Here is a 15,488-nt window from a genome sequence, read left to right as displayed (position 1 = left end):
TGGATTAAGATTCCTGAAGTTTATGAGAGAATTTCAGGATGATGAATTCTGCCGGTCTCACTGCCGCCATACCGATTTCTACTATAAGCCTTCCCTCCAAAATATCTAAGGGGGTCATAGTTTGCCCTAAACCTACCCGCACAAAAAATGCCTCCTCAGCCTTGGCACCAGCCAAAGCTCCATCTCGCCAAAGATTGCTCAGAAAGTTTTCGATCATGGTTTTTACCCGGAGCCATGTATTGGCATCGTTTGGTTCAAACACCACAAATTCTGTTGCCTTTTTGACCGACTCTTCTACAAAAATGTAAAGTCTGCGGACAGGGATGTAGCGCCACTCATTGTCATTTCCTGCGAGTGTTCTAGCTCCCCAAACCAAGTTTCCTTTTCCTTGGAAAAAGCGTATCGCGTTAATAGATTTTCCTGAAGTGGGATCTACGTTGAGTAAACCCTGATCCTCCGCACTGATAGAGACTACTGGTTTGATTACTCCTCTCACATCCACATTTGCCGGCGCTTTCCAAACACCACGCTGCCGATCAACCCGTGCACAGATACCTGCCATCGATGCAGATGGATAGAGTTCCATTTTTTTGGATTGCAGCTTTGCTACTATAGAATTATAAAGAGTCTTATCAGGTGCTTGCCAAGAGAAAGTGCCTGAACCTGAAATGACAGCCCCTCCATCGCCATTGTCATCATAGGTCAGGGCGATAGGTGCCCCAGCAATTCCTGGTGTGGTTGCCACGAGCGTGAGTGTGGAAGTAGAAGGGGTTCGGGAAGCAGTAAAAAGTGGGTCTGCAGTTGCATTAATTGCATTTAGCAAGGCATCCGCGGTATTGATATCAGTGGCGCCTGGAGTAAAAGTAATACCAGCTGTATATGCTGTGCTTCCGATAGTAATAATATCACCATCGATATTTGCAGTATTATTTATGCGTATTGTTGCAGTTGCAAAAGCATCACCGTTACCAACAGTAGTAAGCCTTTTATTGTGAAATGGTCCTAAACCTGCTCCGCCTCTATTATCAGTAATGGTCAATTTGGATTCGGAATAATATTTATAAAGTGAGGTTTTCAGCGATGGATAATAAGCAGCTGCATATTTCAAATCGCTGCTACCTACTTCATCTCGGAAAGAGTCTCCATCTTCTTGAACACTTTGTCCATTGTAGTTTAGTGCATCCATCAAGGCAAACCTGTCCTGGAGTTTGGAACATTGCGCTATTAATGTGTCATGGATAGTTTTTCGATCTGTTGGGCTCAGAATTACAGCCTCTGGTACCACCAAAAGTGTTGGCTCGTCTTCTTCTTCCAGCGCATTAATCCCTGCTATCAATTCGCCAGGGTCGATAGATGCTGGAGCTGGATTAGGTCCGGCTACGAATCCTCCAACAGGAACAATGTAACATGGGCCACCACCATTGTTGAAATACATGAAGACCTGATAAGTCATGCGGTAAGGCGAAAAATTTGTTGGATCCGTGATTTCTACCACTGTTGATCCGTCCGATGCTTCAGTCAAGGTTACACCATAGTCTTCAGGATAGGATTCACCGAAAATCTCCTTGTATTCCAAATAAGAACTGACTCGAACTGGCTTATTTGCCGGTAAAGTCTCACCATTTTTTTCGCGAGTAGCGGTATAGCCTACAAATGCTGGGATCGCTGTCGCGACTGGAGCAATAGAGGCGGGAAGGGTTGATATTTCCTGAACATAAACCCCGGGGGTTTTAAAGTCTGCCATATTCGGATTGTTTGCTAGATGAATACATATATTTCTGAGTTTGCCTCTCCACCACTTTGCTTAGTCGGAGCGGATCGGGATGGATTTGGGAGGTTTGGGATTAGAATCTGATTTCCGGGAGTTCTTCTAAGCTGAAAATTGAGTTTTGGAATTTCGAAGTATGGAATCTTACTCTGCGAGCGAAAAACCACTGTTTCCAGATTATTTATTTTAATGTCAGCGTTTGGACTAGCCCCAATCTGGTCAAATGCGTAGGAGCCATAGGGAACGCTGCCTACATTTCCTTGATCCTGAATTTGCAGCTGCGTAGCAACTAGATCTATTTTATTGTTGCCATTCACTACGAAATAAGTCCAGCGACTTTCTTTTCTTGAAAAGGAAACTTGGTAGTATTCCATTGCTCCATAGAGATGATTAGGAGCAGCTTGGTATCGTAATTCAATCAAGCCAAATGGCTGACCCGAGGCGGATTCACCAAGCCAGTACTTCTTGGACCACAAGTCATCCGTATCACCGGAATTTCTAAGTGTGAATGTGTAAACACCTTCTTTTTTTCCTTTGAGATCAAAAAGAATTCTAAAAAGGCCATTTTCATCAGGATTGATTTCATATCCATCAGGCAATGGATTTCCCACAGAATCTTTTCCGGCTGATACTACTTCTCCTGCAGCATTTCTGACCTTGATCAGAACTGAACCTGGTATCGGATCTAGTGTGAGCTGCATGGAGAAAGCTTTTGGCCTAAGCCCATCTAATAATTGATAAGACAATTCCTCTGGATTTTCACTCGCCGTTGAGGCGTTTGCCGGAATATTTTGAAAAAAAGGAATTTTGCCGGCTTGAAATTCTTCAGAACCATTATCCAGGTCAGTTACCTGAAGAAATGCGCCTGCATTCTCTGGTTTGAAAAAGAAGAAAAATGACTGGGGTAAGGCTAATGGCGTAAGAGGAGTAGTTTCATCATCTTCTGCACGATAGAGTAATACAATACCTCCAGGTGTTTTTCTGAATAGGATTTTGCCATTTTTCATCAAATGCGCGGTTTCAGCTGAAGGCATAAGAATCAGGTCTTTGGCCAAGCCGTCGCGGTAAAAGTCATGGCGAAGCGCTACTTCGCCGAGGCGGGTGTAGATTATGCTCATGATTTATGAAGAGTATCGAGATGTATTTTTTCAATTGGATCTCCGCTTTCCTGAATAGCATTTTCCTGAATTTTCAGGGTCTTAACCTTATATAAAACAGAGGGCAGATATTTTGCGCCCACCACAGTCCAGAAGTTATAGAGTTGCTCAAAAGAATAACTGTATAGCTCAACGACAATTTTTGAAAGTTCAGGATCGAAGTTTGCCAAGCCAGGACTGTTTTCTTTCGTGAATATATTTTTGGATTGGAAGAAAGCAATGGCGTATCCCAATTGCTTGAGTCCTTCCACATAGTCATCCGAGGAATCATTTAACTTTTTGTTCTGGAAGTTTGCAGTGATCAACACATATAGATTCAGTTGTATCTCTGGATTTCTCTTTTCGGTCTTTCCGACAGCATTGATATAGGTGCTTCGCTGTTCTTTGATCGTGCGCTCTTCTTCTATATTTATAAGTGAGAGGCCAAGGCTTTGATCGGGTATGGCGAGCCCAGATTCATTGGTGACACTGGAGAGATAAATTCTATTCCCCATCGTGTCACCTACCTTTAGCTTGATAAAGGCATTGAGTTCTGCGGTTAAAAATTCCAAAGTGGAATGGATCATGTCTGTATAAAAAATGTTTAAAAAAACCAGTTAAAAACCTTTGTCAAGGTATTGAACTTAGCTTGCAATAGACAGGAAATAATACTGGAGTTTTATGCAATAATTAAGAATTAAAAAAATATAATTAGCTGAAAATCATTTGAATGAGCGGAAAAAGAGAGCTACCGTTGACATGAATGATTCTTATAAACTGATAAATGTCAGTCTACGGCAATAGATAATTCGGTGTAGCTGAGATGTAAATCAAGAGTTTTGGCCTACCACCTTTTCTGAGATCCAGGTATCGTAACGAATTAATTCAAAAGTATCTGGTTTCCACTCCAAACCTTCTGCTTCATTCTGAAGAATTAAAAATTCAGGATCATGGGTTAGGTTCTGTAAATCAGTTTTGAAATGTGATTTTTGCAACTTCAAGAACAGATGAAAAGCATGATGAATTCTTGCGCTTGTGTCGCATTTGTAACGAGAAATTAATTTTCGAAAATTCTCAATTTTGTATTCCAGCCAGTCCTGATCATTCTGATCAAAAAGTATCATCAACTCAAGCATTTTTGATCCCAAATAATAGTCAGGAGTACATTTAATAGATTTTTGATTGGCGTGTATTTGTCTTTGTGCTGCTTTCATATTTCTCTGCTTGAAAAACAAAAAAGCTTCAAAATATGCCCACTTTGCTTGCTGGCTAGAATCCAATTTAATCAGCTCTTTTCTAAGAATTTGTTCTGCCTCATTTAGTTTATTCAGGTGAAATAGGGCATACCAACGATTCAGACTATAACCGATCCTTGTTTCTAGTGAATAGGAATCCGTTTCTTCATATTCCAAGCATTCCTCGATTAGTTCAGTGAACTTCCTCTGGGCAAGTAGAATGGACAACTTTGCTATCTGTAATTCTTCCTTTGTGCTTGGCTCGATCTCAGAATTCAAACTAGACTCGGCCTGGTTCACCTGGGTTAATGCATTTTTATAATCCTTATGCTGAATAGATTGATGGATGTCATCTAGGATAAACCAAGAATTGCGGCAGTAATTCAATTGACGAATCATGGTATTTAGATGCTCATTTCGATGGGAAGGCTCTCGTTCAGACTTTTTGTAGTTTCTCTTGATCAATAATTGCAGGTGACTTTTAATCGCTAGTTCAAGTTCTGGCAGGTCGCTGTTGTTCAGCACTTCGCATATCCCAAATCGTGCAGCTGTGCTGTAAATAGTCAAAACCAAGTCGTGAAAACCATACTTGATTGCCATTTTTAACCCTCTTTCCAATAATTTTGAACCTTCGCAGCGAATTCCTCTAGCAAGAATTAGCTCGCTTTTCAAGAGTAATTCGGAGCATTCTATGTGAAGTTGATTTTCTTTCTTTACACAGGTTGGTTTGAGGAGTAATAAAAGTTCTTCAAATTCATCTTTGACTCTTTTTTTCAATTGGAAATAGGCAGGAGAATCCGGCTTCTTATAGATTTTTTGAGCGTAATCTGCATCCGAAAGCTCAGGATGGCTCACAAAAAGTTTCATGAGCATTAGCTTTTTAGAATTTGGGGGGTTTTTTATTTTCGCAAACTCCACCAGTTGTACTTTTTCAGGCAAAGTGCAGGAATGCAGTAGGCGAGTCAGGGATTCCATTAAAAAGATTACTAAGGCGTGGAAAAAACAATGCGCCCCTTAAAATACTTTTTATTTATCTGATAATCAAATGATTAAAACATAAGTTGACCTATGGGTTTTTTAAAAAAGAAGTGCTTGTTACTTTTTCAGGGCAAAAACTCCTGTTGAAGTTTTAGTGTATTCCTCTTCAAGTGCCGGAAATAGCTTAAGAAGATTTTGGAAATCTCCATTCGGATCAAGAATCACTGATGGCTTTTGCTTTTGGAGCATTTGATATAGCCTTGCTTTCTCCCTCAAATCCCGATCTTGATCTAAGTAAAGTTTGCTCAGCTGATAGTTAAGAAATGGTCCGCCCAGTTTAGCGTTAAGATAAGGAGATAGATTGTCCCCCAGCACTAGTATATTTCCTGTATATGTTGTTTCGCTTTTGTCTACAAAATATTCTGAACCTGAGATTTTTTGCTGCCAGTACCAGAAACCAACTGCAGGTAAGGCGACTACCAAAAGATAAAATGCGATTTTAGCTACAATCTCTTTTTTGGTATTCAAGAAAAACTGTGTGATGAGGTAGGTCAATCCTGGGATTAGAATCACCAATTGGTATGCTGCTTGTTTTTTAAGAATAAAAAATTCTGCTACAGAAAACAGTAACCATATAATGACTAATTGTCGCTGCTTCTGCTGATTGATGGTAGATCCACGGAGAACGGTAGCCATGAAATATCCAGTCACAGCCAATAGGAGAGGGAATATGCCAATAATCAGCCAGTCAAGTAAAGACTGGTATTCATATTTTTGAGAAAGGAAGGTCAGAGGCCAGATCTGTATAGCTTCTTCAAGACCATCATTCCAGAAATAAAACACTGAAATCAACAGCAATGGAAGGAAATAGCCCACCAGCGAAAGCATCAATTGACGAAAGGAAAAGCTACTGATGGCGATTCCTGTGAAGATCATATAAGGTAGAAAGAGAATATAATTTGGGTGGAACCCTGTAGCAAGACCTGCATAAATTCCAATCAGCAACGTAGACTCACTCGAATCTTTTTGCAAAACAGTTTGAGAGAAAAGCTGCCCTAGTGCCAACATCAGGAAACAACTTCCCAATAAGGCCGGACTCAAGCTCAGTAAGTCAAAGGAAAAATGAAAGAGCGCAGCCATGATAATCGCTGGAAAATAGGTGTTAATATCAAAGGCCTTGAACTTGATCAGCATTGAGTTCCAATACAAAATCTGGAAGGAAATTAATAGTCTACCTACTATCTCATAGGCAAACAGGCTCCTTCCAAAGAGTAAATCCATAATAGTAAAGAACCCGGCTGAAAGCGGCCCATTGTCATCAATGATGTCTTGATATAAATAATATCCTTGTCCTAGACGCTCTCCAAGAAGCATCCACATTAATTGTGGATTGGTAATTGGGAAAGGATTAAGGGTTAAATAGACGATTGTCAGCAGGAGAATGTATATTCCTATGCCGATTAGCCTGAAGGGATCATTTAATTTGAAAAAGCTAAACAAGGTAAATTGGAGAAGAGTGTTTGGTTGGTTTTGCCCGAAATTAAAGCTTGCCCAACTATTTCGCTAAATTTGTACCACAAATACTTCATATGGAAAGTAAAAGACAACAAAAATACGCCAAACTGATCCAAAAAGAGTTGGGCGATATATTTCAAAAAGAATCAAAACATCTAGTCGGTCGGGCTATGGTGACTATTACTCGCGTGCTAATGAGTCCAGATCTGGGTTTGGCAAAAGTTTACCTAAGCTTTTTATTAGCTGATCCAGAAGCGACGTATAAGTTGATCAATGAGCACAAGAAGGAAATCAGACATCAATTGGCCAAGAGAATCGGGAAATCAGTTCGTGTAATTCCTGAAATCGCATTTTTCCCAGATGATTCAGCTGCCTATGCTCAGCATATGGATAAGGTGATTTCTAACCTAGCTATTCCGCCAGCACCGCCTGAAGAAGAGGATCAAGAAGAAGAGGATTAATCTAGCTAGCGTTGAATCTCAGTTTTTTCATAGCCTCCAGATATTTTCGCAGTAAGAAAAAGCGAAATTTCATCACCATTTTGTCCAGAATCTCTATGATAGGAGTTGCTGTGGGCACGATGGCCTTGGTGATTGTGATGTCTGTATTCAATGGCTTGGAGGATTTGATTCGCGGTATCTTTGCTAGTTTCGACGCTGAACTGAAAATTGAGGCTGCTCAAGGCAAAAGTTTTATGACGAGCGAAGAGTGGCTGGATAGCATTAGAAGCCTTGAAGGTGTAGCGGTCCTCACTGAAGTCATCGAAGACAATGCCCTGCTGGATTACAATGGCAACCAGATGATAGGAAGGCTCAAAGGAGTATCTGATAATTTTCTGGATCAAGGAAGGTTTGCTAGAGGCTATTTCTGGGGAGATACCACGCTAGGAACAGAGCTAAATCCCGCTGCGATTTTGGGTAGGGGAGTTGGTTTTTTTCTTTCGGTGAATCTGGACGATGTGAATGTCCCTCTGAAAGTTTTTTATCCCAAAGCTCCGAGAACAGCCGCTTCCATCGATCCATCCCAATTCTATGAAACAGCGGTTCTTGACCCAGTTGCTTATTTTAGCATTGGTGAGCGCCAGTTTGACGATGAATATGTGATTGCTCCTCTTGGTTTTGTCAGAGACTTACTTAGGTACGGAGAAAAAAGAACTGCGCTGGAAGTGAAGGTTCAGGATGGGTATTCAATCGCTGAAGTTCATGAAAGATTAAAAAACCATTTAGGGGAGGAGTTTCTGGTCAAAAATGAAGATGAACAGCATGCTGATCTGATCCGTACTGTGAAGATGGAGAAGTTTTTTGTCTTCCTTACCTTGACCTTTATCCTCGGGATTGCTTCGTTCAATATTTTCTTCTCGCTTAGTATGCTGTCAATCGAAAAGAAAAAAGATATAGCAGTTCTAAAGGCCATGGGAGCAACAGAGAAATTGATCAAACGAATTTTTCTTAAGCAAGGAGCAATGATTGCGTTTAGCGGGGCTTTGATTGGGATTGTTTTGGGTTATTTGGTATGCTGGCTACAGCAGACATTTGGTTTGGTTTCCCTTGGGATTTCCTCGGGAGTAGTGGACTCTTACCCAGTTAAAATGATTTGGACTGATTTTTTCTGGATTAGTATCGCCATGATTACGATCACTTTTTTTGCATCTTCCAGACCTGCCTATATCGCTTCTCAGGTGGATACAGTAAAGGAAATCTAATACTAAATAAATTCCTTATCCACTAGTAAGATGGGTATTAAGCTGCTGGTTCACTTTTGCCAAATTTGAAACCTGAAAAACCTCTGTTTAACAGCGCATATAGACTTCCCAATAGGCCTAACGTTCCTGTGAGGTAAGCATAGATTTCATTGAGAAAAGTTCTATCAAATATGCTGATCAACGCAAAGCAGATCAGTACAAAGCTTATAGCTGAGACTTGAATCATGCGTGAATTTCCGTTTTTACTCTCAAAATCCCGGAATCCTTTGATCTCTTCTTTACTCACATGTGTCAAAATATAAGTCTGGAAAAGCCTGCTGAAAAATTCATACTTCTGCCATTCTAAGGTGGAGTCCATTTCCTCTTCTTCCTTAGCATCTGTACAGCCTTTTTGATCCGCAGCTGATAAGGAATCTAGTGTTTTGGTTTTGACTAAAATTCCTTTTCGGATTAATTCATGTATTGCGTTTTTGCGTGATTTATTGAGAAATCTCTCCATAGAAAATGAGTAGCAAACGAGTTTTTCCTGAAAATTCAGCTCGGACCAGATGTCAGCAAACTGGGCAATTCCAAGTTGCATTTTCTCTTCATTTTCTGCCTGATGAAGCAATACATGTTTTTTGACATTCGGCTCAGCTTTAAAACTATGTAGATTGATGGGTAGCGTGTGGAATTCAAACTCAGTGAATGTCTCTGCAAAGATGACTTGATCGTCTATTTCCGTAAGTCTGGAGAAAAGCTCATCCCAGCTTTTGCCTGAACTGATAATGATGGATTTATTTTGAGCTAAAAGTTTGTTGAGAATGGGGATAATATCCAATTGATTTTTCAGACAATGAATATTTTGAATATGTATATGTGTTTTTTCGGGATTGAGAAGATCCGGGCTAATTAAGTCAGCATCCAATAAATTTATGGTCTGGAGTTGATTCTGGTTTATTTTTTTATTCACCAATTCTGCTGTTCTTCCTGATTGTGGACAGCAGAAAAAGAGCTTGGGATTGGAGAAATTTATTCCTTTCCTTTTTAAACCAAAAAATGGATAGAAGACGATATTTTGGATGATGTTTACAAAAAGTATGAATAAAATCAACATCAAAATTACCGTCAGTAAATTGGTGATGAGCACTGTAACTTTAGGGATTCCGAGGCTTCCTTGAGTCATTGCTGATTTGAAAACTTGCTGGTTTGGAGCTATGAAATTTTTGATTTTTTCGTCAAAAGGATCAGCAATCCAGGTGAGAAATTTTCTTCTGTCCAATTCGTATTGGCTATAAAATGAATCTAGATTTCTTGAATCATAGGTGGTGTCTTTCAGTAGGTTGATTTCTGAAGAGTTCCAGATGGTTTGCTCATAGATTTGGGTTTTAGATTGGAGAAAATATCCAGGCAAAAAGCCGATAATCAAAAACCAGAGACTAAGAAACGTGGGAATGGTAATATTTTTTGAACGATTGTTAAAGTTGAGTCTGGGTTTGATTAGAACAAACCAAACACAAACAATTCCACAAGCTATAAAAGTCAATACTAGGCTAGGTATTATTACCTGTGCATTCCAGAAGCAAATGAAAATGATCAATACAAGATTTATTCCGGCCAAGATTATCGATCTCATCGAGTATCTCTGAACTTTAAATTCCGTGAAATCGTCGAAGGTCATCGAATTGATCGACGTAGATAAGTTGACAAATGAGATCAGAAAGCTGGAGTAAATCAGCAAGAGTAGCATATCTGTATGCGAGACTGCAGCGGCATAGTATATACCGATCAGACAAATTGCATAGATTATATAGGCGAAGATTAGGTAGTTTAGTCTAGGGAGATTAGTGGCGTTTGGCTCCAGCCAGGAATATAGAAATGCCTTGGTACCCTGCTTATCCAACGACCTTCTCGAATATTTTTGGATCAATAAACTAAATACCAAAGCCAGGAAATAGATACTAAGCAAAGAGATGGACTCTGCAGAGCTCAGTGAGGAGAATGCATGACTGATGTTTTCATTCACCAGAAATAGTAGCCAGACATTTTCATCAAACCCATCAATAGCTACCCTTTTTAGGACTCCTGTGTAAAAATTACCATTCAAATAAAGTGAGGTTTCTATGTGGGAGGTAGAATTTGAATTATTTCTCATTAAAGAGCTGATCTCTCCCCATTTCTCCTGATTGATTCCTTCTTGGATAGTGGCGATTGGAGAAGAAATTTTATTGCTTTTTAGCAGGATTTTTCCATTTTCCTTGAGCGCGAGAAAGCGGTAATGATCACTTAAGCCTGGATCTACCTTAAACTTAAATGTAATGGCATTTATTCCGGATATTTCGCTCCCATCGCCGCCCGATTCAAAGTCTTTGGAGATCACAGATTCCAATTGTCCATCAGATCTGCTGTAGTGTGAGTCTAGAAAAGTATTGCTTGCTATTGACTTATTAGTGAAAAAGGTGAAATACTCCCGCTGACTCAAATCAATGGCTGAACTGTCCTTTGAAAAGTCGATTAAAGGAGTTGGTGCATTTTTGAAATAGATTTTATCGACATACCCAGTAGGTCTGAAAGCAATGACCTCATTGAAATTTACTTGCAACTTATCTAGTTGCTCATAGCTATTAATAGATTCCAGGGTTGCCTTATAGATAGCTAAAGAATCCCTCAAACTGCACTCAAGCTGGTTCACCAGCTCTGATTGCTCGGCCACAGGGTCTGGTTCATTCTTAAACTGAGAGATAGAATAGCCAATGATAATCGTCAGGCAAACCAGTGAAATACCCACCTGAGTTACCTTGTTTTGAGTGAGGTTATCGCCTGGTGAAAGATTCATCACCCCGAGGATTGGGACTAAAGCGATCAGGATCAATAAAAAGAGGATCAACATACTAAGTTTACCGAAGTCCAAGCGCATTCCTACTTTTTGGTAAGTGCCTTCTGAGATCAACCCTACGGCGTAGAGTTGTTGATTCTCTATAGGAATAGGTGATACATAGGCTCTGGTCTGATTTCCGGAATAGTTGAGCTGGATCATATCCGTGCCAGAGTTGGTCACGCCCAAGGTGTCAATCTCTATATCTGAGGGGATAAAAAGCTTGATTCCTGCCTCATCAGCTGGATAGAGGATGGTTCCGTCATCGAAGGTGATAAAGAAGTGTTCAAAGATTTTGTTGGTGCTCTGCTTTCGCAAAAGTTCTGTGATCGGAATTTCTAAATCAACCACCAAAGAGTTTACAGACTCTTTTGAAGTATTCTCAGGAATATTGAAAGCTTTTCTAAACTGATCTATGTCATAGTCATTCTGCAAATTTTCTATTCGAATGACTAATCCATTTTTTATGACCATCCCATTTTTGAAGTTTAGAGAATCATCAAAATCAGATGAAGAACTAAGTAATTTTGGGTTGGTATAATTAGGCTTCCAGGTAATGATTTGAGCAAGTTTATTGGCTTCTATCCTTGTTTTTTTATCAGAGCGAAGGATTGCTGATTTTGCTGATCCTTCTCGTACGAAATAGGCTTCTACCCTTGTGTAGTAATCTTCTAAGGCTCGTACTATATCATTTTTGGATGCTTCTACGCTTCTGGTCAGCTGATTTGCCAGTTCTTGCTGATTCTTATAGGATTGCATATATAGCACCACCCCGATAATAAGAATAAGAGGTAAAAGCACCAGCCAGATTTTTACGGTTTTAACCATAGGAAAAAAAATTAATAAAAAATATAAATCAATGTAGCTTATAATGTATTGAAAATCAATGTTTAGTGTAAAATTTGTAAAAGTGTAATGAGATAGCTTAATACAAATAACCTTGTATTTACCCTCCAAGGCATGTTTATTGGACACCGAAGCATTTCACCCTAGTTTGTAAATAGATTACCCAATGAAGAGCGTACTTTCCCTGTTCCTAGTTTTGATTTCTTTGATCACCTTTCCGTCTTACAGTTTTTCACAGGAAAATTCTGAGGACAAAGGATCACTTAACTCTGGAACTATAGATAGCCAGTTTGAATACATCTACAGTGTCTCAAATAACTTCCAGGAATATAAAGTAGTGAAGCGAACCAATTTGGATAAGCTAAAGTCCAATATTCTGGATTCAATGGTCACTATGAGAAAAGAAGTTGGAGATCTTAAGCTTTTGATAGTAAGCGAGAAGGATTCAATTAAAAACCTCAATGCGATTTTGGAAACAGCAGAAACCGAAAAGCAGGCTGCAATTGACGAAAAGGATAATTTTTCATTTTTGGGAATGGGAATTCACAAGACTGTTTATTCCTCTATGATGTGGGTTTTAGTAGCAGTTCTAGCGGGAGCATTGGCTATTTTCTCCTTCCAGTATTTTACCAGCTTCAGAAAAATCAAGAAAGCCCAAAAAGATTTGGCTGATGTGCAGGAGGAATTTGACAATCATCGTAAGAATATGCTAGATCGTGAGCGCAAGCTGAAGCGTGAATTGGTTGATGCACAATTGGGCAGATAGTTGCACTTTTCCTCATTTTTGAAAGTGCAGAAGTAAACCCACTCCGGATTGAAAAGCTATGATTGCTCAAATAGTAGGAGTGGATGGTCAAACCTTTCACTTTTACTAAGGAAATCCTTGCGAAAAAAGCCTTAAGTTTGTCCCCTCAATACCAAAAATAACGAATGGCTAAGAAAAGAGGAACTGCTTTGGACGAGAGTGAAAAGAGGAAGTTGAATAAGCAGAATTTAAGTAAGCTCGGAGGCATTTTTCAATTTCTGATGCCTTATAAAGGAGCATTCTTTTTAGGGTTGATTTTCCTAGTATTTTCTTCACTTACCCTGCTTACCTTCCCGTTTGTTGCAGGTAAGCTCATTGATACTGCTCAAGGAACGGATTGGATCGTAAGCGATATCAATTCGATCGCTTTGATATTGGTAGGGATTCTTGCCGTACAGAGTATTTTCTCCTTTTTCAGAGTTTGGCTTTTTGCCTTAGTCTCGGAGCGATCGATGCGTGATATTCGCTTGGCCTTGTATTCACGAATGGTGCGCTTACCGATGACATTCTTTGATAAGCGTCGTACTGGAGAGTTGATTAGCCGCATTACTTCTGATGTGAGCATGCTTCAGGATACGTTTTCGGTCACGCTGGCAGAGCTTTTCCGACAAGTTGTAACTCTTGTCGCTGGCGTTATTTTTCTGATGGTAAATACACCTAAATTGACCTTGTTCATGCTGGCCACTTTCCCTGTTTTGGTTGTAATTGCAATGGTTTTTGGGAGGTTTATCAGAAAACTTTCTAAAAGTACCCAAGACGAACTTGCTGCCGCAAATGTGATCGTGGAGGAGACATTACAATCTATCAGCACAGTCAAATCATTTGTAGGAGAAGCATTCGAATCAGCTCGGTATGGTGGTGGGCTAAACCGCGTGGTTGGTGTTGCATTACGCGCTGCCAAATACAGAGGAGCATTTATTTCCTTTATCATTTTTGCCCTGTTTGGCGGAATTGTAGCGGTGATGTGGTACGGAGCGAGTTTGGTGAGTTCTGGAGATATGAGCGTTGGAGAGTTAGTCTCCTTTGTGTTGTACACTACATTTATTGGTGGATCCATCGCTGGACTTGGAGATATCTATGGTCAGGTTCAAAAGGCGATCGGTTCTTCTGAGCGAGTGCTGGAAATATTGGACGAGGAGCCAGAATCAGTTTCAGGAGCTAATGCTACCAATTTCCAAGGCAAAATCGCCTTTAGTAATGTAGGCTTTCACTATCCGACCCGACCAGAAATGGAAGTGCTGAAAGACCTGACTTTTCATGTAAATCCTGGAGAAAAAGTGGCTTTGGCTGGGCATTCTGGGGCTGGAAAATCTACGATCATTCAGTTATTAATGAGGTTCTATGAGGTCCAGAAAGGATCTGTTCAAGTAGATGACAGGCTTTTGGATGAATGGAATCTGGAAAATCTCCGCTCACATATTGGTATGGTGCCACAGGAAGTATTGCTTTTTGGTGGGTCTATTCGTGAGAATATTTCCTATGCCAAACCAGGTGCAACCGAGGAAGAAATCATTTTGGCTTCCAAAAAGGCGAACGCGTGGCAGTTTATTTCCCAATTCCCAGAGGGGCTAGATACACTTGTAGGTGAGCGCGGAGTGAAGCTATCAGGTGGTCAAAGACAACGTGTGGCAATAGCTCGTGCGATTTTGAAAGACCCATCGATTTTGATTTTGGACGAAGCGACATCATCGCTAGATGCGGAGTCAGAGCACCTGGTTCAGGAGGCATTAGATGAGCTAATGAAAGGTAGAACTACCATCATCATCGCGCACAGATTGGCTACGATTCGCAAAGTAGATAGAATCTATGTGCTCAGCGACGGAGAAATCGTAGAGCAAGGCAATCACACTGATCTTCTCACTAGAGAGGATGGCTTCTATGCCAACTTGGTAAGGCTACAGTTTGCCGACTAAGAAAGGTTATGTGCAGAGATTGATTTGACCATTCCGAAGATTTTTTCCAGATACATACTTGAATCAGGGAAAAGCAGTTTCATTTCTTTTAGGTCAAGTAGTCTGATTTCATCAAGGTATTGCTGCGCATCTTTTGGATCCCATTTTCGAAGTCTGCTTACCTTAGTTTTTGTAAGGAAAAAATGCAACAGCCGTTTAGGAGCGTACTGTGCAAAGGGAATAGCATAATGTGCCTCTACAGGGAAAGTTCGATTTGGCGTTTGGATGAAGTGTTTTTTGCCCACACGAATGATCTCACTAGCCATCTTTTGCTGATTTTCCCAAGTATACAAGTGCTCGATTACCGAGTTTGAAAAAACAAGATCAAAACTGTTTTCTGCAAATTCAGCCATATTCGTAGCATCGCCGACGACAGACCTAATTTTTGGATGGGTTGTTTGTTCTTCTCGAAGATTGAGGAGCACAATCTCAACATTAGGAAGGGACGGCAGGCTACTCGTATCCCAGAAATAAGCAGCTCCTCCTACGTCGAGGATGCGAATTGGGTCATTTTTTGAAAAATTCTGGAAGAATAAATCCTCAAAATCCTTTTGTCTTTGGTTTCTAAATTTGGCTCCTAAAGAGTCGGGATTATCGGAAGGTGAAAATAAATTCGAAATAAAACTCATGCGTTGCCCAGCGGGCGTTTCGACTAACAAATAATCACAAAAGTAATCAGCCTTGGGGATTCTTTGCT

At 40.2% G+C, this 15,488-nt stretch carries 11 protein-coding genes; 4 read left to right on the top strand and 7 right to left on the bottom strand.

Going from position 1 to position 15,488, the window contains the following annotated elements; translation table 11 throughout:
* Window positions 1–4 precede the first annotated feature (4 nt).
* The 5 genes from AACZ87_RS20135 to AACZ87_RS20115 all read right to left on the bottom strand — a co-directional run bounded on the left by AACZ87_RS20135 (window position 5) and on the right by AACZ87_RS20115 (window position 6,497).
* A complete protein-coding gene (locus AACZ87_RS20135; protein WP_339869878.1) occupies window positions 5–1,744 on the bottom strand; it encodes a phage tail sheath C-terminal domain-containing protein in 1,740 nt (579 codons plus the stop codon).
* A gap of 14 nt (window positions 1,745–1,758) precedes the next feature.
* Window positions 1,759–2,886 carry a hypothetical protein gene (locus AACZ87_RS20130; protein WP_339869876.1) on the bottom strand — a complete coding sequence of 376 codons (1,128 nt, stop codon included), beginning with the start codon at window positions 2,884–2,886 and terminating at the stop codon, window positions 1,759–1,761.
* Entirely contained in the window at window positions 2,883–3,491 is a 609-nt protein-coding gene (locus AACZ87_RS20125) for a DUF4255 domain-containing protein (protein WP_339869874.1), read from the bottom strand. The genes AACZ87_RS20130 and AACZ87_RS20125 overlap by 4 nt, the downstream gene beginning before the upstream one ends.
* A 243-nt stretch (window positions 3,492–3,734) precedes the next feature.
* Window positions 3,735–5,006 (bottom strand): hypothetical protein, encoded by a 1,272-nt coding sequence (locus AACZ87_RS20120; protein ID WP_339869872.1) that lies wholly within the window; start codon window positions 5,004–5,006, stop codon window positions 3,735–3,737.
* Between the two features lie 228 nt (window positions 5,007–5,234).
* Window positions 5,235–6,497 (bottom strand): hypothetical protein, encoded by a 1,263-nt coding sequence (locus AACZ87_RS20115; protein ID WP_339869870.1) that lies wholly within the window; start codon window positions 6,495–6,497, stop codon window positions 5,235–5,237.
* A gap of 209 nt (window positions 6,498–6,706) precedes the next feature.
* On the opposite strand from AACZ87_RS20115, the gene rbfA reads away from it, so the two are divergent.
* Both rbfA and AACZ87_RS20105 read left to right on the top strand, forming a co-directional pair.
* Window positions 6,707–7,093, top strand: coding sequence for a 30S ribosome-binding factor RbfA (rbfA, locus tag AACZ87_RS20110; protein ID WP_339869868.1), 387 nt, complete (start codon window positions 6,707–6,709; stop codon window positions 7,091–7,093).
* Between the two features lie 11 nt (window positions 7,094–7,104).
* Window positions 7,105–8,334, top strand: a complete 1,230-nt coding sequence (locus tag AACZ87_RS20105) for an FtsX-like permease family protein (RefSeq protein WP_339869866.1) — start codon at window positions 7,105–7,107, stop codon at window positions 8,332–8,334.
* Window positions 8,335–8,371: 37 nt separating this feature from the next.
* On the opposite strand, the gene AACZ87_RS20100 is transcribed toward AACZ87_RS20105, so the two are convergent.
* On the bottom strand, window positions 8,372–12,016 hold the full coding sequence (locus AACZ87_RS20100) for a hypothetical protein (RefSeq protein WP_339869864.1): 3,645 nt from the start codon (window positions 12,014–12,016) through the stop codon (window positions 8,372–8,374).
* A 184-nt stretch (window positions 12,017–12,200) separates the two neighbouring features.
* On the opposite strand from AACZ87_RS20100, the gene AACZ87_RS20095 reads away from it, so the two are divergent.
* Both AACZ87_RS20095 and AACZ87_RS20090 read left to right on the top strand, forming a co-directional pair.
* A complete protein-coding gene (locus tag AACZ87_RS20095; protein ID WP_339869862.1) occupies window positions 12,201–12,800 on the top strand; it encodes a hypothetical protein in 600 nt (199 codons plus the stop codon).
* Window positions 12,801–12,964: 164 nt separating this feature from the next.
* Window positions 12,965–14,752, top strand: coding sequence for an ABC transporter transmembrane domain-containing protein (locus AACZ87_RS20090; protein WP_339869861.1), 1,788 nt, complete (start codon window positions 12,965–12,967; stop codon window positions 14,750–14,752).
* Here the strand turns inward: AACZ87_RS20090 and AACZ87_RS20085 are convergent.
* Complete coding sequence (locus AACZ87_RS20085) at window positions 14,749–15,420, bottom strand: methyltransferase domain-containing protein (RefSeq protein ID WP_339869859.1); 672 nt, start codon at window positions 15,418–15,420, stop codon at window positions 14,749–14,751. The genes AACZ87_RS20090 and AACZ87_RS20085 overlap by 4 nt on opposite strands.
* Window positions 15,421–15,488 lie beyond the last annotated feature (68 nt).

The sequence above is a fragment of the uncultured Algoriphagus sp. genome, assembly GCF_963974365.1.
In the GTDB taxonomy this organism is placed as follows: Bacteria; Bacteroidota; Bacteroidia; order Cytophagales; family Cyclobacteriaceae; genus Algoriphagus.
Note: the sequence above shows the minus strand (reverse complement) of the source record. Positions and strands in the feature narration are given on the sequence as shown.

Excerpts from the sequence above, each read along its gene's own strand:
- AACZ87_RS20135 (WP_339869878.1), bottom strand. The coding sequence starts at position 1,744 with ATGGCAGACTTTAAAACCCCCGGGGTTTATGTTCAGGAAATATCAACC.
- AACZ87_RS20130 (WP_339869876.1), bottom strand. The coding sequence starts at position 2,886 with ATGAGCATAATCTACACCCGCCTCGGCGAAGTAGCGCTTCGCCATGAC.
- AACZ87_RS20125 (WP_339869874.1), bottom strand. The coding sequence starts at position 3,491 with ATGATCCATTCCACTTTGGAATTTTTAACCGCAGAACTCAATGCCTTT.
- AACZ87_RS20120 (WP_339869872.1), bottom strand. The coding sequence starts at position 5,006 with ATGAAACTTTTTGTGAGCCATCCTGAGCTTTCGGATGCAGATTACGCT.
- AACZ87_RS20115 (WP_339869870.1), bottom strand. The coding sequence starts at position 6,497 with ATGTGGATGCTTCTTGGAGAGCGTCTAGGACAAGGATATTATTTATAT.
- rbfA (WP_339869868.1), top strand. The coding sequence starts at position 6,707 with ATGGAAAGTAAAAGACAACAAAAATACGCCAAACTGATCCAAAAAGAG.
- AACZ87_RS20100 (WP_339869864.1), bottom strand. The coding sequence starts at position 12,016 with ATGGTTAAAACCGTAAAAATCTGGCTGGTGCTTTTACCTCTTATTCTT.
- AACZ87_RS20095 (WP_339869862.1), top strand. The coding sequence starts at position 12,201 with ATGAAGAGCGTACTTTCCCTGTTCCTAGTTTTGATTTCTTTGATCACC.
- AACZ87_RS20090 (WP_339869861.1), top strand. The coding sequence starts at position 12,965 with ATGGCTAAGAAAAGAGGAACTGCTTTGGACGAGAGTGAAAAGAGGAAG.
- AACZ87_RS20085 (WP_339869859.1), bottom strand. The coding sequence starts at position 15,420 with ATGAGTTTTATTTCGAATTTATTTTCACCTTCCGATAATCCCGACTCT.